The 23,169-nt window shown below is 61.4% G+C and carries 23 protein-coding genes and 1 riboswitch; of the genes, 13 read left to right on the top strand and 10 right to left on the bottom strand.

Annotated features, from left to right (window positions below; genetic code table 11):
* Positions 1 to 5: 5 nt before the first annotated feature.
* From EFQ99_RS14880 to EFQ99_RS14895, 4 genes are read left to right on the top strand one after another with little or no spacing between them, the layout of a single operon-like run.
* Entirely contained in the window at positions 6 to 890 is an 885-nt protein-coding gene (locus EFQ99_RS14880) for a F0F1 ATP synthase subunit gamma (RefSeq protein ID WP_126921774.1), read from the top strand.
* Between the two features lie 22 nt (positions 891 to 912).
* Positions 913 to 2,340, top strand: a complete 1,428-nt coding sequence (atpD, locus tag EFQ99_RS14885; RefSeq protein ID WP_126921775.1) for a F0F1 ATP synthase subunit beta — start codon at positions 913 to 915, stop codon at positions 2,338 to 2,340.
* Positions 2,340 to 2,579 (top strand): hypothetical protein, encoded by a 240-nt coding sequence (locus EFQ99_RS14890; protein ID WP_126921776.1) that lies wholly within the window; start codon positions 2,340 to 2,342, stop codon positions 2,577 to 2,579. Before atpD ends, EFQ99_RS14890 begins: the two co-directional genes overlap by 1 nt.
* Positions 2,579 to 2,986 carry a F0F1 ATP synthase subunit epsilon gene (locus EFQ99_RS14895; protein WP_126921777.1) on the top strand — a complete coding sequence of 136 codons (408 nt, stop codon included), beginning with the start codon at positions 2,579 to 2,581 and terminating at the stop codon, positions 2,984 to 2,986. Before EFQ99_RS14890 ends, EFQ99_RS14895 begins: the two co-directional genes overlap by 1 nt.
* 153 nt (positions 2,987 to 3,139) lie before the next feature.
* Here EFQ99_RS14895 and EFQ99_RS14900 read toward each other — a convergent pair whose 3' ends face one another.
* The 6 genes from EFQ99_RS14900 to EFQ99_RS14925 form a co-directional block, all read right to left on the bottom strand.
* Positions 3,140 to 3,877 carry a sugar transferase gene (locus EFQ99_RS14900; RefSeq protein ID WP_126921778.1) on the bottom strand — a complete coding sequence of 246 codons (738 nt, stop codon included), beginning with the start codon at positions 3,875 to 3,877 and terminating at the stop codon, positions 3,140 to 3,142.
* Positions 3,878 to 4,043: 166 nt separating this feature from the next.
* A complete protein-coding gene (locus EFQ99_RS14905; protein ID WP_126921779.1) occupies positions 4,044 to 5,264 on the bottom strand; it encodes an acyltransferase family protein in 1,221 nt (406 codons plus the stop codon).
* A 169-nt stretch (positions 5,265 to 5,433) separates the two neighbouring features.
* Positions 5,434 to 6,444: an ABC transporter substrate-binding protein gene (locus EFQ99_RS14910; RefSeq protein ID WP_126921780.1), complete on the bottom strand. Its 1,011-nt coding sequence runs from the start codon at positions 6,442 to 6,444 to the stop codon at positions 5,434 to 5,436.
* Between the two features lie 68 nt (positions 6,445 to 6,512).
* On the bottom strand, positions 6,513 to 7,325 hold the full coding sequence (locus EFQ99_RS14915; protein WP_126921781.1) for an ABC transporter ATP-binding protein: 813 nt from the start codon (positions 7,323 to 7,325) through the stop codon (positions 6,513 to 6,515).
* The gene (locus EFQ99_RS14920; protein ID WP_126921782.1) at positions 7,322 to 8,128 is read right to left on the bottom strand and encodes an ABC transporter permease; all 807 of its coding nucleotides are present in this window, start codon (positions 8,126 to 8,128) and stop codon (positions 7,322 to 7,324) included. The genes EFQ99_RS14915 and EFQ99_RS14920 overlap by 4 nt, the downstream gene beginning before the upstream one ends.
* A gap of 11 nt (positions 8,129 to 8,139) precedes the next feature.
* Complete coding sequence (locus tag EFQ99_RS14925; protein ID WP_126921783.1) at positions 8,140 to 8,748, bottom strand: YkoF family thiamine/hydroxymethylpyrimidine-binding protein; 609 nt, start codon at positions 8,746 to 8,748, stop codon at positions 8,140 to 8,142.
* Positions 8,739 to 8,852, bottom strand: a riboswitch (TPP riboswitch). It overlaps the preceding gene by 10 nt.
* Before the next feature lie 334 nt (positions 8,853 to 9,186).
* Between EFQ99_RS14925 and soxR the strand changes: the two genes are divergently transcribed.
* From soxR to EFQ99_RS14970, 9 genes are all read left to right on the top strand, one after another.
* Complete coding sequence (gene soxR, locus EFQ99_RS14930; protein WP_126921784.1) at positions 9,187 to 9,651, top strand: redox-sensitive transcriptional activator SoxR; 465 nt, start codon at positions 9,187 to 9,189, stop codon at positions 9,649 to 9,651.
* 120 nt (positions 9,652 to 9,771) lie between these two features.
* Entirely contained in the window at positions 9,772 to 10,542 is a 771-nt protein-coding gene (locus EFQ99_RS14935; protein WP_126921785.1) for an SDR family NAD(P)-dependent oxidoreductase, read from the top strand.
* A 103-nt stretch (positions 10,543 to 10,645) separates the two neighbouring features.
* Positions 10,646 to 10,987, top strand: coding sequence for an ArsR/SmtB family transcription factor (locus EFQ99_RS14940; protein WP_126921786.1), 342 nt, complete (start codon positions 10,646 to 10,648; stop codon positions 10,985 to 10,987).
* 44 nt (positions 10,988 to 11,031) lie between these two features.
* Entirely contained in the window at positions 11,032 to 11,925 is an 894-nt protein-coding gene (locus EFQ99_RS14945; RefSeq protein WP_126921787.1) for a LysR family transcriptional regulator, read from the top strand.
* A gap of 135 nt (positions 11,926 to 12,060) precedes the next feature.
* Positions 12,061 to 12,540, top strand: coding sequence for a formate dehydrogenase subunit gamma (locus EFQ99_RS14950; RefSeq protein ID WP_126921788.1), 480 nt, complete (start codon positions 12,061 to 12,063; stop codon positions 12,538 to 12,540).
* Complete coding sequence (locus EFQ99_RS14955) at positions 12,537 to 14,093, top strand: formate dehydrogenase beta subunit (protein ID WP_126921789.1); 1,557 nt, start codon at positions 12,537 to 12,539, stop codon at positions 14,091 to 14,093. Before EFQ99_RS14950 ends, EFQ99_RS14955 begins: the two co-directional genes overlap by 4 nt.
* Before the next feature lie 51 nt (positions 14,094 to 14,144).
* A complete protein-coding gene (gene fdhF, locus EFQ99_RS14960; RefSeq protein WP_126921790.1) occupies positions 14,145 to 17,024 on the top strand; it encodes a formate dehydrogenase subunit alpha in 2,880 nt (959 codons plus the stop codon).
* A 37-nt stretch (positions 17,025 to 17,061) separates the two neighbouring features.
* Positions 17,062 to 17,886, top strand: coding sequence for a formate dehydrogenase accessory sulfurtransferase FdhD (gene fdhD, locus EFQ99_RS14965; protein ID WP_126921791.1), 825 nt, complete (start codon positions 17,062 to 17,064; stop codon positions 17,884 to 17,886).
* Complete coding sequence (locus tag EFQ99_RS14970) at positions 17,876 to 18,121, top strand: formate dehydrogenase subunit delta (protein ID WP_126921792.1); 246 nt, start codon at positions 17,876 to 17,878, stop codon at positions 18,119 to 18,121. The genes fdhD and EFQ99_RS14970 overlap by 11 nt, the downstream gene beginning before the upstream one ends.
* 149 nt (positions 18,122 to 18,270) lie before the next feature.
* Here EFQ99_RS14970 and EFQ99_RS14975 read toward each other — a convergent pair whose 3' ends face one another.
* The 4 genes from EFQ99_RS14975 to rocF all read right to left on the bottom strand — a co-directional run bounded on the left by EFQ99_RS14975 (position 18,271) and on the right by rocF (position 23,151).
* On the bottom strand, positions 18,271 to 20,022 hold the full coding sequence (locus tag EFQ99_RS14975; protein ID WP_126921793.1) for a methyl-accepting chemotaxis protein: 1,752 nt from the start codon (positions 20,020 to 20,022) through the stop codon (positions 18,271 to 18,273).
* A 300-nt stretch (positions 20,023 to 20,322) separates the two neighbouring features.
* Entirely contained in the window at positions 20,323 to 20,799 is a 477-nt protein-coding gene (locus EFQ99_RS14980) for a chemotaxis protein CheW (protein ID WP_007632607.1), read from the bottom strand.
* A 197-nt stretch (positions 20,800 to 20,996) separates the two neighbouring features.
* Complete coding sequence (gene rocD, locus EFQ99_RS14985; RefSeq protein ID WP_126921794.1) at positions 20,997 to 22,196, bottom strand: ornithine--oxo-acid transaminase; 1,200 nt, start codon at positions 22,194 to 22,196, stop codon at positions 20,997 to 20,999.
* 19 nt (positions 22,197 to 22,215) lie between these two features.
* Positions 22,216 to 23,151 (bottom strand): arginase, encoded by a 936-nt coding sequence (gene rocF / locus EFQ99_RS14990; RefSeq protein WP_126921795.1) that lies wholly within the window; start codon positions 23,149 to 23,151, stop codon positions 22,216 to 22,218.
* Positions 23,152 to 23,169 lie beyond the last annotated feature (18 nt).

The following is a 23,169-nucleotide window of genomic DNA, read 5'->3' on the forward strand; positions in this document are numbered from 1 at the left end:
CACGGATGCCTTCACTTAAGGATCTGAAAAACCGGATCGCCTCCGTCAAGGCGACGCAGAAGATCACCAAGGCGATGAAGATGGTCGCCGCGGCGAAGCTTCGGCGTGCGCAGGAGGCGGCCGAGGCCGCCCGGCCCTATTCGCAGCGCATGGGTGCGGTTCTGGCGAACATCGCCAAGGCCGTCACCGATGCGGACGGTGCGCCGGTTCTCATGACCGGTACCGGCAAGGATCAGGTGCATCTGCTCGTTGTCTGCACGGCCGAACGCGGCCTGTGCGGCGGCTTCAACTCGCAGATCGCCCGTTTTGCCCGCGACCATGTCCGCAAGCTGGTCGCCGAAGGCAAGACGGTGAAGATCTTCACCGTCGGCAAGAAGGGCTACGACATCCTGCGCCGCGAATATGCGTCCCTGATCGTCGAGCGCAAAGAACTGCGCGAAGTCAAGAAGATCGGTTTCGAAAATGCCGACCAGATCGGCAAGCGCATCATCGAGATGTTCGAAGCCGACGAGTTCGACGTCTGCACGCTGTTCTATTCGGAGTTCAAGTCGGTGATCAGCCAGGTGCCGACCGCGCAGCAGCTGATTCCGGCCAAGGCTCCGGAAGCCTCCGCCGAGGATGCAGACCATGCTGGCGCCGTCTACGAATACGAGCCGGATCCGGCGTCGATCCTCGACGAACTGATCCCGCGCAATATCTCGGTCCAGATCTTCCGCGCTCTCCTTGAGAATGTCGCGGGTGAAATGGGCGCCAAGATGAGCGCGATGGACAATGCGACGCGTAATGCTGGTGAGATGATCAACAAGCTGACGCTGAGCTACAACCGTCAGCGTCAGGCTCAGATCACCAAGGAACTGATTGAAATCATTTCGGGCGCGGAAGCGCTCTGAGTTAGGAAAAGAGGGTAAGAAAATGGCTGAGGCAGCTACCCGCTCTGTCGGCAAAGTCACCCAGGTTATCGGCGCCGTCGTCGACGTTGCTTTCGAAGGCGAACTGCCGGCGATCTTGAACGCGCTCGAAACCGACAACAACGGCAACCGTCTGGTTCTCGAAGTCGCCCAGCATCTGGGTGAAAACGAAGTTCGTACGATCGCCATGGACTCGAGCGAAGGTCTTGTTCGCGGCCAGCTGGTTACCGATACCGGCGCTCCGATCATGGTTCCCGTCGGCAACGAGACGCTCGGCCGTATCATGAACGTCATCGGCGAGCCGGTCGACGAAGCAGGTCCGCTGGTCACCACTCACAAGCGCGCCATCCACCAGGATGCGCCTGCCTATGTCGACCAGTCGACGGAAGCGCAGATCCTCGTTACCGGCATCAAGGTCGTCGACCTTCTCGCCCCGTATGCACGCGGCGGCAAGATCGGCCTCTTCGGCGGCGCCGGCGTCGGCAAGACCGTTCTGATCATGGAACTGATCAACAACGTCGCCAAGGCGCATGGTGGTTACTCGGTTTTCGCAGGCGTCGGTGAACGCACCCGCGAAGGCAACGACCTTTACCATGAAATGATCGAATCGAACGTCAACAAGCATGGCGGTGGCGAAGGCTCGAAGGCCGCGCTCGTTTACGGTCAGATGAACGAGCCGCCGGGTGCGCGCGCCCGCGTCGCCCTGACCGGCCTGACGGTCGCCGAACACTTCCGCGACCAAGGCCAGGACGTTTTGTTCTTCGTCGACAACATCTTCCGCTTCACGCAGGCCGGTTCCGAAGTGTCGGCTCTGCTCGGCCGTATCCCGTCGGCGGTCGGCTATCAGCCGACGCTCGCAACCGACATGGGCCAGATGCAGGAGCGCATCACCACGACGACAACCGGCTCGATCACCTCGGTCCAGGCCATTTACGTTCCGGCCGACGACTTGACCGACCCGGCGCCGGCAACCTCGTTCGCCCACCTTGACGCAACGACGGTTCTGTCGCGTTCGATCGCCGAAAAGGGCATCTACCCGGCCGTCGATCCGCTCGACTCCACCTCGCGCATGCTCGACCCGATGGTTGTCGGCGAAGAGCATTACGAAGTGGCCCGTAAGGTCCAGTCGACGTTGCAGCGTTACAAGGCCCTGCAGGACATCATCGCCATCCTCGGCATGGACGAACTGTCAGAAGAGGACAAGATCGCTGTTGCTCGCGCTCGCAAGATCGAGCGCTTCCTGTCGCAGCCGTTCTTCGTCGCCGAAGTCTTCACCGGTTCGCCGGGCAAGCTGGTTGCGCTCGAAGACACGATCAAGGGCTTCAAGGGCCTCGTCAACGGCGAATTCGATCACCTGCCGGAAGCTGCCTTCTACATGGTCGGCTCGATGGAAGAAGCAATCGAGAAGGCCAAGAAGCTCGCAGCTGCTTGATGAGCGACGCTCAAGACGAGATATTCTGCTGCGACTCCCTTAAGGGAGCCGTGGCAGAGCTTCCCGAACCGGCAGTGCCGACTATCTACCGGGCCGATAACGGCCTGCTGATGATGGTTGTCGGGCTGGTTCAGACCGAGGAAGGCCTCGGATATCTCGACCAGGCGGTAATGCACTGCCCGTTCTGCGGGACCAAACTGCAAGATGCAAAAGCCTTAGCCGAGAAGGTAAGTCACTGATGGCTGACAATTTCAACTTTGAGCTCGTTTCGCCGGAGCGCCTGCTGCTGTCGGAAATGGTGACCGAGGTCGTCATTCCCGCCACCGAAGGCGAGATGACTGTTATGGCGCACCATGCCCCGACGATGACGACCGTCAAGCCGGGCATCGTAAGCGTTCGCTCCTCTTCCGGCTCGAAGCAGGACTACGTCGTGTTCGGCGGCTTTGCCGATATCCTGCCGACCGGCTGCACGCTGCTTGCCGAATCCGCCGTGCCAGTCGAAGAGCTCAACAAGGACGAACTCACTCGCCGCATCGAAGCTGCGAAGAGGGAACTTGAGGATGTCGTGCATCACGAGCACAAGTCCAAGCTTGAGCACTTCATCATGGAAATGACCCATCTGCAGGGCATGGTCGGTCAGGACTGATTGCGGCGACAGCCTCAATAAAAAGCGGCCTCGACGGCCGCTTTTTTTATTTCCGGCTGCATGCATTCCGGAAATGATTCCAGCACATATGGGTTGAAATGAAAAAACGGCCCGTCAAGGCCGTTTGCCGTGGCGCCGCGATCGCGGATCGCCTCAGAAGCCCGTGCCGCCGCGCAGCTCGATGACCAGCGTATTGAGCAGAATCTTCATGTCGAGCAGCAGGCTGAAATTTCTGACGTAATAGATATCGCTGGCAATGCGGGCGCGGGCCTGCAATGGCCGTGCCGTCGGACCGCGCCAGCCGCGTGTCTGGGCAAGACCGGTGATGCCGGGGCGCATGATGTGGCGGTGGTGGTATCCCGGAACGAGCTCCTCGTAGAGCCTGCCTGCAGCCCGCATGTTGATGGCGTGACAGCGCGGGCCGACCAGTGACATGTCGCCTCTGAGGACGTTCAGCAACTGCGGCAACTCGTCGATATTGGTCTTGCGGAGCACCGCGCCGATGCCCGTCACCCGGCTGTCGCCCTTGACCGTCTGTTGGATGCCCGAGGGATCGCACGCTTCCGCGCGCATCGACCGGAACTTGAAGACCGTAATCTTCCGGCCATTCAGCCCCCAGCGGATCTGGCGGAAGAACACAGGGCCGCCATCATCCAGTTTGATGAAAAGGGCGATCGCTAGAAAAAGCGGAGCCAGCACGACAAGGGCGCTGGCCGAGCCGACGATGTCGATCATCCGCTTCACGACCAATCGCAGGGCCATTTTTCTTTCCACGCCTGAAAAACCATCCGGCTGGCGGATGTTGGAGTTCGCTACAATCAGTGCCTTGTTTTTGTTCTGACGTTGAGACGCATCGAAGCGCGAATTCCTCTTCGAAGTAAAAGCATTCATTACGCAAGGTCCACAAGTTATGCCTGAGACTGAACCACGCCGAGACAAATACATGCTCGAATATGATTTGTCATCCGTATACATAATAAATTGGTAATCATTAAGACGCCAAAAATGGGAGTATTTCCTGTTAACCTTAATGCCTGTAGTTGAGTTGTCGAGAAGTTTATACTTTGAAAGGAGTAGCCCGATTGGATAGGTCGCTCGTCAGCTGGTTTCCGAAGCCGATCGCCGGTTTTTCCAGCAGGTAATAGCTGAGGCTTGCGACGAGAACGATGAGGGTGGCCGCCAGTCCGCAAGACTGAAGCCAGCCGGTGACGACATTCTCCGAGGAAACGCCGAACGAGCCGGGATCGAGTTTCTGCATCGATATCAGGATGATCTCCTGCCAGATATAGATACCGAAGGAGATCTTTGCGGTGTAGCGGACCGGAGCGTTGTCCAGCAGCCGGCCGAGGTGCTGCGAATGGCTAAGCGAAACGAGCGCAGTCGCGACCGCCAGCGGAAAGATGGGAAAGCCATAGGGTACATCGAGCCAGCCGTAAGATTCGGGGGAGCCGCCAGGCGAAATGACGAGGCGGTAGCCGGCGATGACGAGGGCCAGAAGTGCCGCGGCGTCGAACCAGGAGGAGCGCCTTGCGCGCAGCATGACCTCGATGCCGGCGGCAAGCGCGCCAATCGCGAAGACCGCGAAGAAACCGATCGGATTAAATCTGGGCATCCATTCCTTCGCTCCGCCCTGCAGTCCGTACTCCCAGCCGCGCCCGATATCGTCGAGCGCAAAGAAGGTCAGGATCAGCACGTGGGCGACGAGCACGCCGCCGATGATGCAAAGCCAGGCGAAGCGGGCAAGCACCGGATGCCGGTTGAGTGCGGGTAAGCGAAACAGCAGGAGAAAGCAGGCTGGCAGGAGCACATAGCTGGTGACTTCAAAGGGAATGGACCAGAGCGGCCCGCCGGCTTCGACAGGAAAGAACGTGCGCCAGTGCCACTGGCTCATGAACAACAGTCCGGAGAGGTAACGGAGCATAAGCTCCGGCGTCAGCGGCAAGCCAAGCAGCGTCAGGCTGAGGAGGAAGCTGACGGTGGCGGCGCACCAGAAACCCGGAGCGATGCGCGCGGCCCGGCGGATCGCATAATGCCGCAGGCTCGGCATGCCGACGCCCGTGTCGAGCGCGCGCCAGAAGGGATGGGCGAGGAGGAAGCCGCTCAGCACGAAGAAGATGGCAACGCCGAAATTGCCGAAGCGGATAATATGCGCGGCCGGCGCCAGATCGTCGGGGATCCTGCGCATATCCAGCCGGAGCACGAGATGGTGGGCAAGCACCAAAAGACAGGCCATCGCGCGCAGGAAGTCGGCTCCCGCCAGTCTCTCGTCTTGTCGCATCTTGCCTCCCGCCTTGCCCGAGCGATCTTGTAGCGGAAAGCCGCAGCGGGCAAGGCTAAAGCGCGGCGCGATCCCTCAGAATCACTTACCGCGCCTCAGGTCTTGTTCTTGCACATGCCGTGATCGCAAAACCGCTGCACAGTTCTGCGCGACCTGCGTCAGGGCGGACTCAGTCGAGAAGTTCGTTGGTATAATAGGTGGAAAAGTCCGGCTTTTCCTTGAGTGCGGCGCCATTCGCATCGGCCAGAATGCCATTCTCGATCAGGAAGCCGCCGAGGGCCTCGGCCTTTGCCGGGTCGAGCTTACCGATTACGCCGGCCTCGGATTTCAGGAAGTGCCCCTCGATCAATGCCTTCTGGGAGGCCTTTACCAGTTCGGTATTCATCAGTGCGCCGTTGCTTCCAGAGATCAGCAGGTCGCAGGCTTCGTCGGGGTGCTCGACGGAGTAGTCGTAACCCTGGCGCGTGGCCTGGATGAAGGCGCGGGCGTGTTCCCGGTTTGCCGAGAGATAGGCGTCGCTGGAGACGATGACCGTCGTCTGCTCGTCGGGAATGCCATAATCGGAATAGTGGAAGCGGCCGATCTTCCGTTTTTCCAGTTCGGCGGCAATGCCTTCCCAGGTGTAGATCTCCAGGGTGAAATCGATCGAGCCATTGTCCAGTGCCTCGTAGGCCGAGGTGCCGAGGGTGACGGTCTTGACGTCGCCTTTGCCGCCGTCATTGCGGATCATCGCGGAGATCAGCGCGCTCTCCCAAGTGCCGCCAAAGCCGCCATAGGCCTTGCCGTCGAGATCCCTAGGGCTCTTGATGTCGTCGCGCCCGCCCTTGAAGATCAACCGTGCAGTTTCCGTCTGGACGACGCCGTAGACCATCTTCACATCACCCCCGCCAGCACGCTGCGTGAGGGTCTCGATCTCGCTGCTGATGCCGAAATCGGCAACGCCGTTGGATACCAGCGTTCCGGCGCTGGTGTCGGTGAAGGGAAGAATCTCGACATCGAGCCCGGCATCGGCATAGAAGCCCTTCGCCTTGGCGACGTAGACGCCGATATGGTTGGTGTTGGGCGTCCAGTCGAGCGCGAAGCGAACCTTTGCGGGCGCCGATTGGGCGAGGGCGGTGCGACCGACTAGGCTTGCCGCGATTGCGGCGACGATCGTCTGGCGGCGGGTGAGAAGCAGCATGGTGACCTCCTCAGGTCTCTTGAGCATGATGCCGAAAAGTGTGAGCGGTTTTCGGACGACATCATGCTCTAACTCTTTAAATTAGAACAGGATTCAGATTTTAGGCCGACCGGCCTAAAATCATCCTGTTCTAGCGGATGAAGCAGGGTTTGCAGGATTTCGGTTTCGATCGCCTGGGCCGTCGGCGAGCCGAGGTCGGCGATACTCCTTGGACGGGGCAGGGGAACGCGGAACTCGCGGATGATACGCGCCGGACGGGCTGAAAGCACATAGATCCGGTCGGAGAGGAACACGGCCTCGCGAACGTCGTGGGTGATCAGCAGCGCCGTCCAGCGGTGCTCGGTCCACATGCCCTGCAGCCATTCCTGGATCTGCGTGCGCGTCAGCGCGTCGAGCGCGCCGAAGGGCTCGTCGAGCAGCAGCATGTCCTGCATCTGCACGACGGTGCGCAGCAGCGCCGCGCGCTGGCGCATGCCGCCTGAGAGTTCGGAGGGATAGTGGTGTTCGAAGCCGGCAAGGCCGAAGCTCTCGAACAGCGGCGCAACGGCGGCGCGGGCCGCGCGGCGGCTCATGCCTTTCACCTCGAGACCGAGCGCCGCATTGTCGATGATCCGGCGCCAGGGCATCAGCGCATCGCGCTGCGGCATGAAGGCGAAGGAATGCGGCGCCTGCTCCAGCGGCTCGCCCTTGAAAAGCATGGTGCCGGAATCGGGGCGCAGTGCCTGTGTCAGCAGCCGCAGCACCGTGGATTTTCCGGAGCCGGACGGGCCGACGATCGAAACGAACTCGCCGTCTGCGATGGTGAGCGAAATATCGCCCAGCACCCTCATGCCGTCGAAGGACTTCGCGATATCGCGCAGTTCAACCATTCCACTGCTCATCGGCGCCTCTCCGGGGTTGATTGCCAGGGCATGACGAGGCGCTGGATCAATAGCGTCAGGCCGAAGAGGCAGAGCGTAAGCACGGCGCTGACGACGACGGCGGCGAGCACGAGATCGGGGCGGAAATTGTTCTTCGCGTTGAGAATATAGATGCCGAGGCCACTTGCCGCGCCGGCATATTCGGCAAAGATCGCGCCGACGACTGCATAGGTGATCGAAATCCTGAGGCCGGCGAAGAAGTAAGGCAGCGAAGAGGGAAGCCGGGCCAGGCGGAAAATGCGCCAGCGGCTCGCCTTCATCGAGTTCAGCAGTTCCGCAATATCTCGATCGGTCGATTCATAGCCCTGCAGAAGGGCGACGAGCAGCGGGAAGAAGGTGACGAGGGCCACCAGCAGAACCTTCGGCAACAGGCCGAACCCGAACCAGAGGACGACGAGGGGCGCGATCGCCACCAGCGGCAGGGTCTGGCTGGCGATGAAGATCGGCAGCAATGCCCGGCGCATGAAGGGCACGAAATCCATGAGGATCGACGAGGCGAAGGCGAAGGCGAGCGACAGGGCGAAGCCGCCGAGCGTGGCGCCGAGCGTCGGCCAGGTGTTTGACATCAGCGCCTCGCGGTTCAGCCAGCCCTGGATGGCGATGCGCGACGGCGCCGGCAGCACGGAGGATTTGATGCCGGAAAGATCGACATAGAGCTCCCATGCCGCCAAAAAGGCGCAGCCGGCGACGAAGGCGGGTATCCCCCGGTAGAGAGCGGTGCGGAGCGCGGCAAGGCGCGAGTCCGATGATGGTGGCAGCGTCATCAGCGTTCGATTCACGCTTTCGTCGGGCTATTGGCGGACACCGTGATATCGAGGGTCACATGCCCCTCGGGGTCGCCAAAGCGATAGAAGGCTTCGCGGATGGTCGCGAAGACGGCACCGGCATCGCCGGAAAGCCTGGTGCAGAAATTCTTGGAGCGGTCGAAGGTGCCGGAACGCTTCAGGAAGTTGATGCAGCCGTAGATCTCCTCCATATGGGCGCCGGTTCCCATGACGTAGAGCGAGAATTGCGCAGCGGTCAGCTGTCCGGTTTCGGAGGTGGCGTCGACGGCGGCAAGCGCGGCCGATATACGATCGGCAAGCGGCTCGGCCTGGCCGGCCGAAGGATTGATGCCGCAGATGGCGTCGTCGGGCTCGCCCGGGCAGCCGCGCGAGACGGCGGCGGATAGCACGCAATGCTCGCCGGTCCGGGCAGCGGTGACGAAAAGATCGCGCATGGCGGCAAAGAGCAGATCGGGCGGGCCGACCAGCAGGGTGGAGATGTCGTCGGTCTCGATGCGCAGCCGATCGCGATAGGGATCGAGCGCCTTGACGGCATCGAGGATGATGCCGGCGAAATTGCCGGACATCGGGTAGAGTGACACTTGTGCGCCGGAAAACATTTTTATCTCGCTCCGCTGGCATTACCCAGATCAGCTTTGGAGGGTCCGGAAGCTTGCGCCTCGCATCTCAGCCCCGGCGATACGGAGCTCCCCTGTTAATCGGCGCGGAAATTATCACCGCGGTTTTCGTCCTGCAACCGCAAAATTGAAACCCTTCCGCGTTGTCGGGCTGAAGCTGATAAGTGGGAAAACACCTGGGCGGAGGTCCTGCCCAGGTGTTCCCAGGGTTCCGTACCTGCCGGGAACGGAACCGGAGCCTTCCGCCTCAGGCGGGGATATCGGGATAGAGGCGATTGACGCGAGGGATGGTGCGCGCCGGCGGCCCGGCCTCGTCGTCATTCAGAGGCGTTTTCATCCGTCGCTCCTTCTTGCAGCCGGGCTTTACGATTGCGGGAGCAAGCCTTATAAAACCTCAACTAATATTGAGGTCAAGAGGCGATGGATAGCATTCCCGCAACTGCGCTTGGCAAGCTCCTGACGGTCGGCGAGGTGGCGGAGCGCAGCGGCCTTGCCGTCTCGGCCCTGCACTTTTACGAAACCAAGGGGCTGATCTCCAGCATTCGCACCCGCGGCAACCAGCGTCGCTACGGGCGCGACGTGCTTCGCCGGCTCGGCATCATCAAGGTGGCGCAGCGGGTCGGCATTCCGCTTTCGGAAATCCAGGCGGCGTTCGAATCCCTGCCGCAGGGACGCACGCCGACGGCTGGCGACTGGCAGACGCTGTCAGCACTTTGGAAGGACGATCTCGACGAGCGAATCAGGCAGCTTAGCCTGCTGCGCGATCGCCTGACCGGCTGCATCGGCTGCGGTTGCCTATCGGTGGAAAGCTGTCCGCTGCGCAATCCCGGCGACCGGCTTGGCAAGGAAGGGCCGGGGGCGCGGCTCCTCCAGGCCGAAAACTAGTTCGCCCGAGGGAACTAAATCTCCTGGGAAAGATCGATGCGCGCCTTTCTTTCGGTCGGCATGCTCATATGTTAGGGGCATGACGCAACCGGCGGCCTAGTCCGCGAGGAGGACGGCTTCGTGTTTCATCCCAGACTGTTTGAGAATCGCAATGTCGTGGTGACCGGCGCTGGCCGCGGCATCGGCCTCGAAGTGGCCCGGCAGTTTCTGGACTGCGGCGCGAAGGTGATCGTCCATACCGGGCGCAAGCCTGGACGCGACCTGCCGGATTTCCTGCTGACGGCGGAATCCGAAAGGCGTGCGCTGCTGCTGCATGCCGATTTTTCCGCTTCCGGCGGGGCGGCCGGATTTGCGGAAGACGCACTGGCCTTCTTCGACAAGGTGCATGTGCTCGTCAACAATGCCGGCACCATGCTCGGCCGTTTTCCCGCCGACGTACTGACCGATGCGGATTACGAGGCGATCGTGCGGCTCAATCAGACATCGGTGGTGGCGCTGACGCGGGCACTGCTGCCGGCATTGAAGGCGGCTCAAGGGGCTGCCATCGTCAATACGGTTTCGATTTCGGCGTTGACCGGCGGTAGTCCGGGTTCTTCGGTCTATTCAGCCTCGAAAGCCTTCGTCGCGACCTATTCCAAGGCGCTTGCCCGCGAGCTTGCGCCGGACGCAATCCGCGTCAATTGCGTTTCGCCGGGAACGATCGAAACCGATTTCCATGAGCGTTATTCTTCCCGCGAAAAGCTGGAGCAGACCAGAAAATCCATCCCCCTGCAGCGGCTCGGCACGGCGGAAGATTGTGCGCCGGCTTATCTGTTCCTGGCCGCTCCGTCGCTTTCGGGATACATTACCGGCCAGGTGATCGAGATCAATGGCGGCCAGCTTATCTGCTGATTTGTTTGGACCTTTTTTGGCATTTCATCACTTTTGACCAATTCGCTTCTGCGAATATGCTACTGTGCTGATCTACCTCATCGCCTCCCTTCCGAGATATCGAATGCCGTTGCCTAAACCGGAGCCGGGGATGACCGGCCAGGAATTGCATAAGCTCGCTGGAAAAGCCCACGAAGCGAGCGATCTTCTGAAAGCGCTGGCGCACCAGACCCGACTTCTGATCCTCTGCATATTGGCGGGTGGGGAGCGGACGGTGAGCGAAATCGAGAATATTCTCGGCATCCAGCAGGCGATGGTCTCCCAGCAGCTCGCGCGTCTGAGGCTCGAAGGGCTGGTCAATACGCGCCGCGAGGGCAGGCTGGTCTATTACAGGGTCGGCAATGTCAGTGTGCTTGCTTTCCTCGAATCGCTGTTCGATCTTTTTCCGGCTGCGGAAAACAGTTAGTACCCGCCCTTGCGGAGCGCGGCTGCTATGTCGAAGATAAGGGGATGATCGACAAGCTGGAATTCTTTATCGCCCTTGCCAATGAAAAGCATTTCGGCCGCGCCGCGGAGGAGTGTGGGATCTCGCAGCCGACGCTTTCGGCTGCCATCCGCCAGCTCGAGGATCAACTGGGCGTCATGCTGGTGCAGCGTGGTTCCAGGTTCCAGGGGTTGACGCCGGAAGGGCAGCGCGTGCTCGAATGGGCCCGGCGCATCGTCGGCGACGCCCGCACCATGCGCGAGGAGATGCGCGCGGCGCGGCGCGGCCTTTCCGGCCACATCCGCCTCGCCGCCATTCCGACGGCGTTAGCGATGCTGTCGCGCATCACCACGCCCTTCCAGGAACGGCATCCCGGCGTCACCTTCTCGATCGTGTCGCGAAATTCGCTGCAGGTGCTGAGCATGCTCGAGAACCTCGAAATCGATGCCGGTATCACCTATCTCGAAAACGAGCCGCTCGGCCGCGTCACAACCGTTCCCCTCTATGCGGAGCGCTACCATCTGATCACGGCCGCAGGCAGCCCGCTTTCCGATCGCGAGAACGTGACCTGGCGGGAGGTCGGCGATCTTCGGCTTTGTCTATTGACTGCCGATATGCAGAACCGGCGCATCATCAACCGGCACCTGACGGAAGCCGGCGCCACCGTGCATCCGACGCTGGAATCCAACTCGATGATCGTGCTATTCTCGCATGTCAGGACAGGGCGCTGGGCGAGCATCATGCCGCGCAACGTCGCCAAGTCCTTTGGATTTCCCGTGGAAATCCGGATGATCCCGATCGTTGAGCCGGAGGCGCATCATCTGGTCGGCCTTGTCGCGTCCTATCGCGAACCTTTCACGCCGCTTGTTTCGGCGCTGCTGCATGAAGCGAGGGTGCTCGTAAAGGACGAGGAGCTTTGATAGAAAAAAACTATCGACCAACAGAACAGCTTTATTGATCGTCGGCGGCTTCCTTGCGATGCTTCCTCGAGGAATAGCACTCGGCTGGGGAGGTCCGCCATTCCGCAACGTGCAAGCCGTCGGGAGGGCTGCCTTATGACCATTCATATCGCCGAAGGCGATATTGCAACGCGCACTCGTGCCATTGTGGCCGATCTGCGCTTCCTTGAAGGGCCGCTGCTTCCCATTTTGCACGGGGTTCAGGAAGAATTCGGCTATGTGCCGCAGGAAGCCCTGCCGGTGATCGCAGAGGAATTGAACCTTTCGCGTGCCGAAGTGCATGGCGTGATGACTTTCTATCACGATTATCGCGACCATCCCGCCGGGCGCCATGTGCTGAAGCTCTGTCGCGCCGAGGCCTGCCAGTCGATGGGTGGCGATGCGGTTGCCGAGCGCGTCAAGAAGCTGCTCGGCATCGATTTTCATCAAACGTCGCTCGACGGCAGCGTGACGCTGGAGCCGGTCTACTGTCTCGGGCTTTGCGCCTGCGCCCCGTCGGCGATGCTAGACGGCGAGGTTTATGGCCGGGTCGATGATCAGCTTGCAGCAGAACTCGTCGCGGAGGCACGCCGATGACGATCAAGATTTATGTTCCGCGCGACGCCGCTGCGCTGGCGCTCGGAGCCGAAAAGGTGGCAAAGGCGATTGCCCAGGAGATCGCCGCCCGCGGCTTCGATGCTCAGATCGTGCGCAACGGCTCGCGCGGAATGTTCTGGCTGGAGCCGCTTGTTGAAGTCGAGGTTGCCGGCAAGCGCATCGGCTACGGTCCGGTGAAGGCCGGGGACGTGCCCGCCTTGTTCGATGCCGGGATGATGAGCGGCGGCGGCCATCCACTCTGTCTCGGGGAGGTTGAAGACCTCCCGTTCCTGAAGGAGCAGACCCGCCTGACCTTCGCCCGCTGCGGCGTCACCGATCCGCTATCGCTCGTGGACTATGAGGCGCATGGCGGCCTTGCCGGCCTTCGCCGGGCGGTTTCGATGACGCCAGCCGAAGTCGTCAAGGAAGTCACCGATTCCGGCCTGCGCGGACGCGGTGGCGCAGGCTTCCCGACGGGCATCAAATGGAAAACCGTTCTCGATGCTGCCGGTGACCGCAAATATATCGTCTGCAATGCCGATGAGGGCGACAGCGGCACCTTTGCCGACAGAATGATCATGGAAGGCGATCCCTTCGTACTGATCGAGGGCATGGCGATCGCAGGGCTCGCGACCGGAGCGACCAAGGGCTTCGTCTATACACGTTCGGAATATCCGCATGCGATCGCGGCGATGACGGCGGCGATCGGCATCGCCCGGCAGGCCGGTATTCTCGGCCTATCGGTACTCGGCTCGGGCCGCGCCTTCGATATGGAGGTCCGCACCGGCGCCGGGGCCTATGTGTGCGGCGAAGAGACGGCGCTGCTGAATAGCCTCGAAGGCAAGCGCGGCATCGTGCGCGCCAAGCCTCCCTTGCCGGCGCATAAGGGACTGTTTGACTGTCCGACCGTCATCAATAACGTGATCTCGCTCGCCTCCGTCCCCGTCATCATGGAAAAGGGCGCCGCCTTCTACCGTGATTTCGGCATGGGCCGCTCGCGCGGCACGATCCCGCTGCAGATTGCCGGCAATGTCCGCTACGGCGGGCTTTATGAAACCGCTTTCGGTCTTTCGCTCGGCGATATCGTCGACAGGATCGGCGGCGGCACGGCGACAGGCCGGCCGGTCAAGGCCGTGCAGGTCGGCGGGCCGCTCGGCGCCTATTTCCCGCGGGCGCTGTTTGACACGCCATTCGACTACGAGGCTTTCGCCGCCAAAGACGGGCTCATCGGTCATGCCGGCCTCGTCGTCTTCGATGACACCGCCGACATGCTGAAGCAGGCGCGCTTCGCCATGGAATTCTGCGCCGTCGAAAGCTGTGGCAAGTGTACTCCCTGCCGTATCGGATCGACGCGCGGGGTGGAGACGGTGGACAAGATTGCCCAAGGCATCGAGCCGGAGAAGAACCGAGTGCTGCTTGCCGATCTCTGCAACACGATGAAGTTCGGCTCGCTCTGCGCGCTGGGCGGTTTCACGCCCTATCCCGTTGTGAGCGCCATGACGCATTTCCCGGAGGATTTTTCTCCGGCGCCGATCGTGGAGGCCGCCGAATGACATCCTTCTGGTCTGACTTGCTCAATTCCATTTCCATACAGGAGGCCGACCATGTCTCTCATCCATGAAATCGACTACGGTACTCCCGCTTCGAAATCCGAGACCATGGTGACGCTCACCATCGACGGGCAGCAGATCAGTGTGCCGGAGGGAACCTCCATCATGCGCGCCTCGATGGAGGCCGGCATTGAGGTGCCGAAGCTCTGCGCTACCGACATGGTCGATGCCTTCGGCTCCTGCCGGCTCTGTCTCGTCGAGATCGAGGGCCGCGCCGGCACGCCTGCCTCCTGCACGACGCCGGTGGCGGCAAACATGGTGGTGCACACGCAGACGGGGCGGCTCAAGGATATCCGCCGCGGCGTGATGGAGCTTTATATCTCCGACCATCCGCTCGACTGTCTCACCTGTGCTGCCAACGGCGATTGCCAATTGCAGGACATGGCGGGCGCCGTCGGCCTGCGCGACGTGCGCTACGGCTATGAGGGCGACAATCACGTCAAGGCCCGCAATAGCGGCGACATCAATCTGAAATGGATGCCAAAGGACGAGTCCAATCCCTATTTCACCTATGATCCCTCCAAGTGCATCGTCTGTTCGCTCTGCGTGCGCGCCTGCGAGGAAGTGCAGGGCACATTCGCGCTGACGATCGAGGGACGAGGCTTCGGCTCGCGCGTTTCATCAGGCATGCACGAGCAGTTCATCGATTCCGAATGCGTTTCCTGCGGCGCCTGCGTGCAGGCCTGCCCGACGGCGACACTGACGGAGAAGTCGGTCATCCAGATCGGCCAGCCGGAGCATTCTGCCGTCACCACCTGCGCCTATTGCGGCGTCGGCTGCTCCTTCAAGGCAGAGATGCGCGGCGAGGAACTGGTGCGCATGGTGCCGTGGAAGGACGGCCAGGCCAATCGCGGGCATTCCTGCGTCAAGGGCCGTTTCGCCTATGGCTATTCCACCCATAAGGACCGCATTCTCAATCCGATGATCCGCGAAAAGGTCAGCGATCCCTGGCGGGAGGTGAGCTGGGACGAAGCCTTTGCGCATGTGGCATCGGAATTCCGCCGCATCCAGTATCAATACGGCCGTGAGGCCGTCGGCGGCATCACCTCCTCACGCTGCACCAATGAGGAAACCTATCTGGTACAAAAGCTGGTCCGTGCCGGTTTCGGCAACAACAATGTCGATACCTGCGCCCGCGTCTGCCATTCACCGACCGGTTACGGCCTCGGCCAGGCGTTCGGCACGTCGGCGGGCACGCAGGATTTCGACAGCGTCGAGCATTCAGATGTCGTCGTCATCATCGGCGCCAATCCGACGGACGGGCATCCGGTGTTCGGCTCGCGGCTGAAGAAGCGGCTGCGCCAGGGCGCCAAGCTCATCGTCATCGATCCGCGCCGCACCGACATCGTCCGCTCGCCACATGTCGAGGCCTCCTACCACCTGCCGCTGAAGCCGGGCACCAATGTCGCCGTCATGACGGCGCTGGCGCATGTCATCGTCACCGAAGGACTTTTCGACGAGAAGTTCATCCGCGAGCGCTGCGACTGGTCGGAGTTCGAGGACTGGGCGGCCTTCGTCGCCGAGCCTCAGCACAGCCCCGAGCAGACCGAGATGTTCACCGGCGTACCGGCGGCGGATCTGCGCGGTGCGGCGAGGCTCTACGCCAAGGGCGGCAATGGCGCGATCTATTACGGCCTCGGGGTCACCGAACACAGTCAGGGCTCGACCACCGTCATGGCGATTGCCAACCTCGCGATGGCGACCGGCAATATCGGCCGCCCGGGTGTGGGCGTGAACCCGCTGCGCGGCCAGAACAACGTGCAGGGCTCCTGCGACATGGGCTCGTTCCCGCACGAACTGCCGGGTTACCGGCACATTTCCGACGATGCGACACGTGATATCTTCGAAAAGCTCTGGGGCGTGAAGCTCAACAACGAGCCGGGCCTGCGCATTCCGAACATGCTGGATGCGGCCGTCGACGGCTCGTTCAAAGGCCTCTACATCCAGGGGGAAGATATCCTCCAGTCAGATCCTGATACCAAACACGTCGCAGCCGGTCTTGCGGCCATGGAATGCGTCGTCGTGCAGGACCTCTTCCTCAACGAGACCGCCAATTACGCCCATGTCTTCCTGCCGGGCTCGACCTTCCTCGAGAAGGACGGCACCTTCACCAATGCCGAGCGGCGTATCAACCGCGTGCGCAAGGTGATGTCGCCGCGCAACGGCTATGGCGACTGGGAGGTGACTCAGAAGCTCGCCCAGGCGATGGGGCTCGACTGGAATTATGCGCACCCCTCCGAGATCATGGACGAGATCGCCGCGACGACACCGAGTTTCGCGCTTGTTTCCTACGACTATCTCGAAAAGATGGGATCGGTGCAGTGGCCCTGTAACGAAAAGAATCCGCTCGGCTCGCCGATCATGCATGTGAACGGCTTCGTGCGCGGCAAGGGCAAGTTCATCCGCACCGAATATGTGGCGACCGACGAGCGCACCGGTCCGCGCTTCCCGCTGCTTCTCACCACCGGGCGCATCCTCAGCCACTACAATGTCGGGGCACAGACGCGACGGACCGAGAATGTCGCCTGGCATCCGGAAGACCGGCTGGAAATCCATGCGCACGATGCCGAGCAGCGCGGCATTCGCGACGGCGACTGGGTGAAGCTCGTCAGCCGCTCCGGCGACACCACGCTCCGGGCTCTGATCACCGATCGCGTCGCGCCTGGCGTCGTCTATACGACTTTCCATCATCCAAGCACGCAGGCGAACGTCATCACCACCGACTACTCCGACTGGGCGACGAACTGCCCTGAGTATAAGGTGACGGCGGTGCAGGTCTCGCCCTCTAACGGGCCGACCGGCTGGCAGCGCGAATATGACGAGCAGGCGCGGCAATCGCGTCGCATCGCCGGCAAGCTGGAGGCGGCGGAGTGACAATGCTGGGGCGGCCTGGCAGGGGAGAGCATGGATCATGACCTTCACGATCACCGCCCGCGCTGCCGAAACCGCCCGCCGCAATGGCATCCTGCAGGCCGGTTCGCGCATCGTGCCCGAGGAAGTGCCAATCGCCTTTTCCTATGGCGGGAGTTCGCATGCGGTGATGATGGCGACGCCTGCGGATCTTGAAGATTTCGCCATTGGCTTCAGCCTGACCGAGGGGATCATCAGCGCGCCGGCGGAGATCGCCGATATCGGGATTGTCGAGGGTGAACAGGGTATCGATGTGCAGGTGAGCCTCGTCGATGATGTCGCCGATCGGCTGCGGGCACGGCGCCGCAGCATGGCGGGGCCCGTCGGCTGCGGGCTCTGCGGCATCGAATCGATCGAGCAGGCGGTGCGGCCGGTACCTGATGTCTCGCTATCGCCGCTGATGCTGTCGCATGCGGATATTGTGCGGGCTGTTTCGCTTCTGAACGAGGCGCAGCCGTTGCATCGGGAGACCCGAGCGGTTCATGGCGCCGGGTTCTATCTTCCAGCCACGGGGCTTGTCGCCGTGCGCGAAGATGTCGGCCGGCATAATGCATTGGATAAGCTCTGCGGCGCGGTCATTCGCTCCGGCTGGAAAGGCGGGGATGGCGCCGTCGTCGTGACGAGCAGGCTTTCCGTCGAAATGGTGCAGAAGGCGGCAATTCTCGGCACCCCCGTGCTCATCGCCATTTCAGCGCCGACCGCACTCGCCATCCGTACGGCCGAACAGGCCGGCATGACGCTCGTCGCGCTGGTGCGCGGCGAGGATTTCGAGATTTTCACCCACCCACATCGCATCTCGCCCGGAAGCATCGCCGATGTCGCATGATACCAAGACCAAGCTCGTCTATATGGCGAACCAGATCGCCACCTTCTTCAAGAGCCAGCCGGCCAGCGAGGCTGTAGAAGGCGTTGCCACCCACATCAACAAATTCTGGGAGCCGCGCATGCGGCGGCAATTGTTCGAAATTCTGGAAAAAGACGAAAACGGCCTGGATGCGCTCGTGCTTCAGGCGGCTCCCCTGATCCGCAAACCGGAAGCGGAGGCAAGCCAGCTCCGCTAACCAACCATAGGCGTCATGCGGGAGGGCGGGCAGCGCCGCGCTGCGTGCACATACGACAACCTTGGCGCTGCTCGAAGAAGCGATCAAAGCGCGCCGTGTGGTTTCACGCGGCGCGCTTTGAACGGTAGGTATAGCTGGGGAGAGGTAAATCAGAATTCTTGCCAGCTCTCGGTATTGGCCGCAGCAGCACCCCGCGCGCCTGCGACCCGCGAAACGAGATGCAGCGCCGGCGAGCTTGCCTGCTGCCTCACCGGGGCGGCAGCTGCGCCCGGCAGGCGGAACCTCGCCAGCAGCACACGCAGCGTTTCGGCTTCTCTGGCAAGGCTGTGGCTGGCGGCCGTACTCTCCTCGACCATCGCAGCATTCTGCTGGGTTGCCTGATCAAGCGTGTTGACCGCCTGATTGATTTCCTTGAGCCCGGTTGCCTGTTCTTTCGACGCTTCGACAATCGCCTCGACATTGACGTTGATATCGCCGACCTGCGCAACGATCTCCTCGAGCGCCCTGCCGGTTTCGCCGACGAGGCCGACGCCGTTCTTGACGAGATCGCTCGACGTGTTGATCAGCGCCTTGATCTCCTTGGCGGCCTTGGCGGAGCGTTGCGCGAGTTCGCGAACCTCCTGGGCGACGACCGCAAAGCCCTTGCCGGCCTCGCCGGCGCGCGCCGCCTCGACGCCGGCATTCAGCGCCAGGAGGTTGGTCTGGAAGGCGATGTCGTCGATGACGCCGATGATGTTGTTGATTTCACGCGAGGACTGTTCGATCTGATCCATGGCGGCGACCGCATTGCGGACCACGGTGCCGGAATGCTCTGCGCCCTGCTTGGTTTTGGCGACAAGGCGGCCCGCTTCGCCGGCCCGGCGGCTGGAATCGTTGACCGTCGTGGTGATCTCTTCCAGTGCGGCTGCCGTCTCTTCAATCGACGCGGCCTGCTGTTCCGTCCGCTTGGAGAAGGAATCTGCCGACGCGCCGATCTCGTTCGAGCCGGTGGCGATCGCGCCGGCGTTCTCGCCGATCGTCCTCATCGTCTCGGCAAGGCCGTTGACGGCGGTATTGAAATCGTGACGCAGCTGTTCCATCGACGGGACAAAGGGCGTATCCACCGTCCTTGTCAGATCGCCTTCGGAGAGAAGGCGGAGCGCCGTGCCGAGCATCGAAATGGCGCTCATGCGCTCCGTCACATCCGTTGCAAATTTCACGACCTTGTAAACCTTGCCGTCGGCATCGAGGATCGGGTTATAGGCCGCCTGGATCCAGATTTGCCGGCCGCCCTTGCCGAACCGGACAAATTCGTTGGCGATGAATTCTCCTCGCGCCAGCCGCTTCCAGAAGTTGGCGTAGTCCTCGGTCTTGGCGTAGGCAGGATCGCAGAACATGCTGTGGTGCCTGCCGGTGATCTCGGCGAGTGAATATCCCATGGCACCGCAGAAATTCTCGTTTGCAGTCAGGATCTCGCCTGTTGGGGAAAATTCGATGACCGCCTGCGAGCGCGAGATCGCCTCCAGCTTGCCGGAATCCTCGACCGCCTTCTTTTTCGCGGCGGTAATGTCGGCCGCAAATTTGACGACCTTGAACGCTTTTCCGCCCTTGAATACCGGATTGTAGGACGCCTGGATCCATATTTCCCTGCTGCCCTTGGCAAAGCGCTTATAGGAGCCGGCGTCATATTCGCCGCGTCCGAGGCGCGCCCAGAATTCACGATATTCCCCGGTCGCCGTATAGGCCGGCTCGCAAAACATACTGTGATGCTTGCCGATGATCTCGCTCAGGTTGTAACCAAGCGCTTTGCAGAAATTCTCGTTCGCCGTCAGGATGTTTCCCTTGAGATCGAATTCGATGATCGCCTGCGATCTGGAGATGGCGTCAAGAATGTATTTCGAATTGGAAGATAGACTAAACATTTCCTGTCCCTCTGAAATGTTGAGCGTTCGCTGCTTCGGTCTTCTCGAAGCAATTCGGGCGAGGAACGTCGGCGCTCGGATACAAACCGTCAATCGTTTGTCATATCCTGCCTACCAGAAGGCGTGTCACCCTCATGCTTCGCAATCATGTTGATAGGCTGGTGGTTAATTTTTTATATAAAAGACATCGCTTATATTCGCGATTGTTGAAAAAAGTGAAGATTGGCAAGTAAGAGGCGTGTAACGCGACAATAAAAAACCGCCCGAAGGCGGTTTTTCGAAATTCAAACCAGTATCGGATCAGGCCGCCAGTTCGTCCGTCTCGTTTTCCTTGAACATCTTGGCAAGATTCAGGAAGCAGATCATGCCATTTTCCGAAGCGATGATGCCTTCGCAATAAGCGCGGTCGAAGGAGGCGGTCACCTCAGGCACGGGCTGGACCTGGCTGGAGGAGATGGTCAGAATGTCCGAGACGCGATCGACGAGCATGCCGATGACCATGCTGTGAACTTCGGCAACGACGATGGCGCTGCGCTCGTTGGCGACGGTGCTCTTCATGCCGAGCTTGTAGGCGAGATCGATGATCGGGATGACCGAGCCGCGCAGGTTCATGACACCGATGACATCGGCCGGGGCATGCGGGATTGGCGTCGACGGCGCCCAGCCGCGGATTTCGCGGATGGTCGTGGTCTTGACGCAGAATTCCTGGTCATGCAGGCGGAAGGCAATGATCTCGAGCGTATCGCCGCTGAAGCTAGTGGAATTGATCGTGGCCATTAGAATTCTTCCCAACTGTCGTAAGCCAGGGCAGAAGCGGGTGCGCCACCATTGGCGCCGACAAGCTTTGCCTTCATACCACGCGATGGCTTTGCGCTTGGCGAAGCATCGTTACGGTTAGCGACGACATTAGCGGAAGAGTGTTGCCCAAATCTAAATCGGGAACGGGATTGCGAAGGTTTTCGGCCCCGATTTATTCAGCTGATTGTCTTCTCGATCTCGGAGACCGCCCAATCGACCTGCTGTCTTGTTATGACCAATGGCGGAGCGAGGCGAATCGTGTGGTCGTGGGTATCCTTGGCGAGAAGGCCGCGCTCCTTCAGCGCATGGCAATATTGCCGCGCGCCACCGGCTTCGGGCTCCAGTTCGATCGCCATCATCAGGCCGCGGCCGCGTACATCCCGGACGATATTCGAGCGGATCGACCTCAGGCCTTCGAGAAAGTAATCGCCCATGACAGCGGCGTTCTCGATCATCCCTTCTTCCACGAGCACCTTGAGCGCCGTGCGCGCCACCGCGCAGGCGAGCGGATTGCCGCCGAAGGTGGAGCCGTGCTGGCCGGGCTTCAGCACGCCCAGAACCTCGGAATTCGAAAGCACCGCCGATACGGGATAGAAGCCGCCGGACAGTGCCTTGCCGATTAGCGTCACATCGGCCTCGATGCCTTCATGTTCTTCCGCCAGAAGCTTGCCGGTGCGGCCGAGGCCTGTCTGGATCTCGTCGAGGATGAGCGTGACGTTGTTATCAGTGCAGAGTTCGCGGATTCGGGTGAAATAACCGGGCGGCGGGATGATAACGCCGGCTTCCCCCTGGATCGGCTCGATCAGGGCGGCCACCGTATTGCCGTTGATCGCAGCCTCGAATGCCTCGGCATCGCCGAAAGGAACGGTGCGGAAGCCCGGCGTATAGGGGCCGAAGCCGGTGCGGGCATCGGGATCTGTGGAGAAGCTGACGATGCTCAGCGTGCGGCCGTGGAAATTATCGGCGCAGACGATGATCTCCGCCTTGCCTTCCGGCACCCCCTTGACCTCGTAGCCCCATTTGCGGACCGCCTTGATGGCGGTCTCGACGGCCTCGGCGCCGGAGTTCATCGGCAGGATCTTGTGCGAGCCGGTAAGCGCCGCGAGCTCCTCGTAGAGATAGGCGAGCTGATCGTTGCGGAAGGCGCGGGAGGTAAGCGTCAATCTCCCCGCCTGCTCGACCATGGCGGCGAGGATCTTTGGATGGCAATGGCCCTGATTGACCGCGGAATAGGCCGAGAGGCAATCGAGATAACGATTGCCGTCCGTATCCCAGACATAAACACCTTCGCCACGCGTCAGCACCACGTCGAGCGGCTTGTAGTTGTGGGCGCCGAGCCGCTGTTCGGTGGCGATCAGTTTTTCCGAAGTGTTCATGACCTTCTCCCCTCTATCTCTATGCGGCGCGTGTCGGGCGATCGAAGATGCGGCGGCCGAAGAGGCTCGCCGTCAGCTCCACCAGGATGCGGGCGCTCTTGCCGCGATCGTCGAGAAACGGATTGAGCTCGACCAGGTCGAGCGACGAAACGAGGCCGCTGTCGGAAAGCATTTCCATGACCAGATGCGCCTCGCGGAAGGTCGCCCCGCCGGGCACCGTCGTGCCGACGCCGGGGGCGATCTCGGGGTCGAGGAAGTCGAGGTCGAGGCTGACATGGAGCAGGCCGTTCGCCTTGGCGACGACATCGAGGATATGGCGCATGATCGCGCCGATGCCCTGCTCGTCGATCGCGCGCATATCGAAGACATTGACGCCGTGTTCGTGGATTTCCTCGCGCTCGCGTATATCGACCGAACGGATGCCAACCTGGAAGACATTCTTCGGGTCGACGAACGGACGGTCCTTCGGCAGGATCTCGGCGAATTCGGCCTCGCCGCAGAAAAAGGCGACGGGCATACCGTGTATATTGCCGGAGGGCGACGTGGCAGGAGAGTTGAAATCGGCATGGGCATCGAGCCAGAGCACGAAGAGCGGGCGGCCTGTGCTGGCGGCATAGCGGGCCATGCCGGAGACGCTGCCCATGGAAAGGCTGTGGTCGCCGCCGAGAATCAGCGGGAAGCGGCCGGAAGCGGCGACATCGTAGACACTGCTTTCGAGCGCGCGCGTGAAGGCGCCTACGATCCTCAGATTGTGGGCTTTCGAATGAACGGGCAGGTCCATGGCCGGCACGATGCTGAGATCGCCGTTATCGGCAACGTCATGGCCGAGCTCGATCAGAGTCTGGTCGACGCCGGCAATACGGAGCGCTGCAGGACCCATGGCCGCGCCTCTGCGGCCGGAGCCTTCTTCCAACGGTGCGCCGATAAGGGTGACGGATCGCGAGTGGGCATTCATGTCGAGGGCTCCGTGTTG

The organism is Rhizobium vallis (genome assembly GCF_003985155.1).
In the GTDB taxonomy this organism is placed as follows: domain Bacteria; phylum Pseudomonadota; class Alphaproteobacteria; order Rhizobiales; family Rhizobiaceae; genus Rhizobium; species Rhizobium vallis.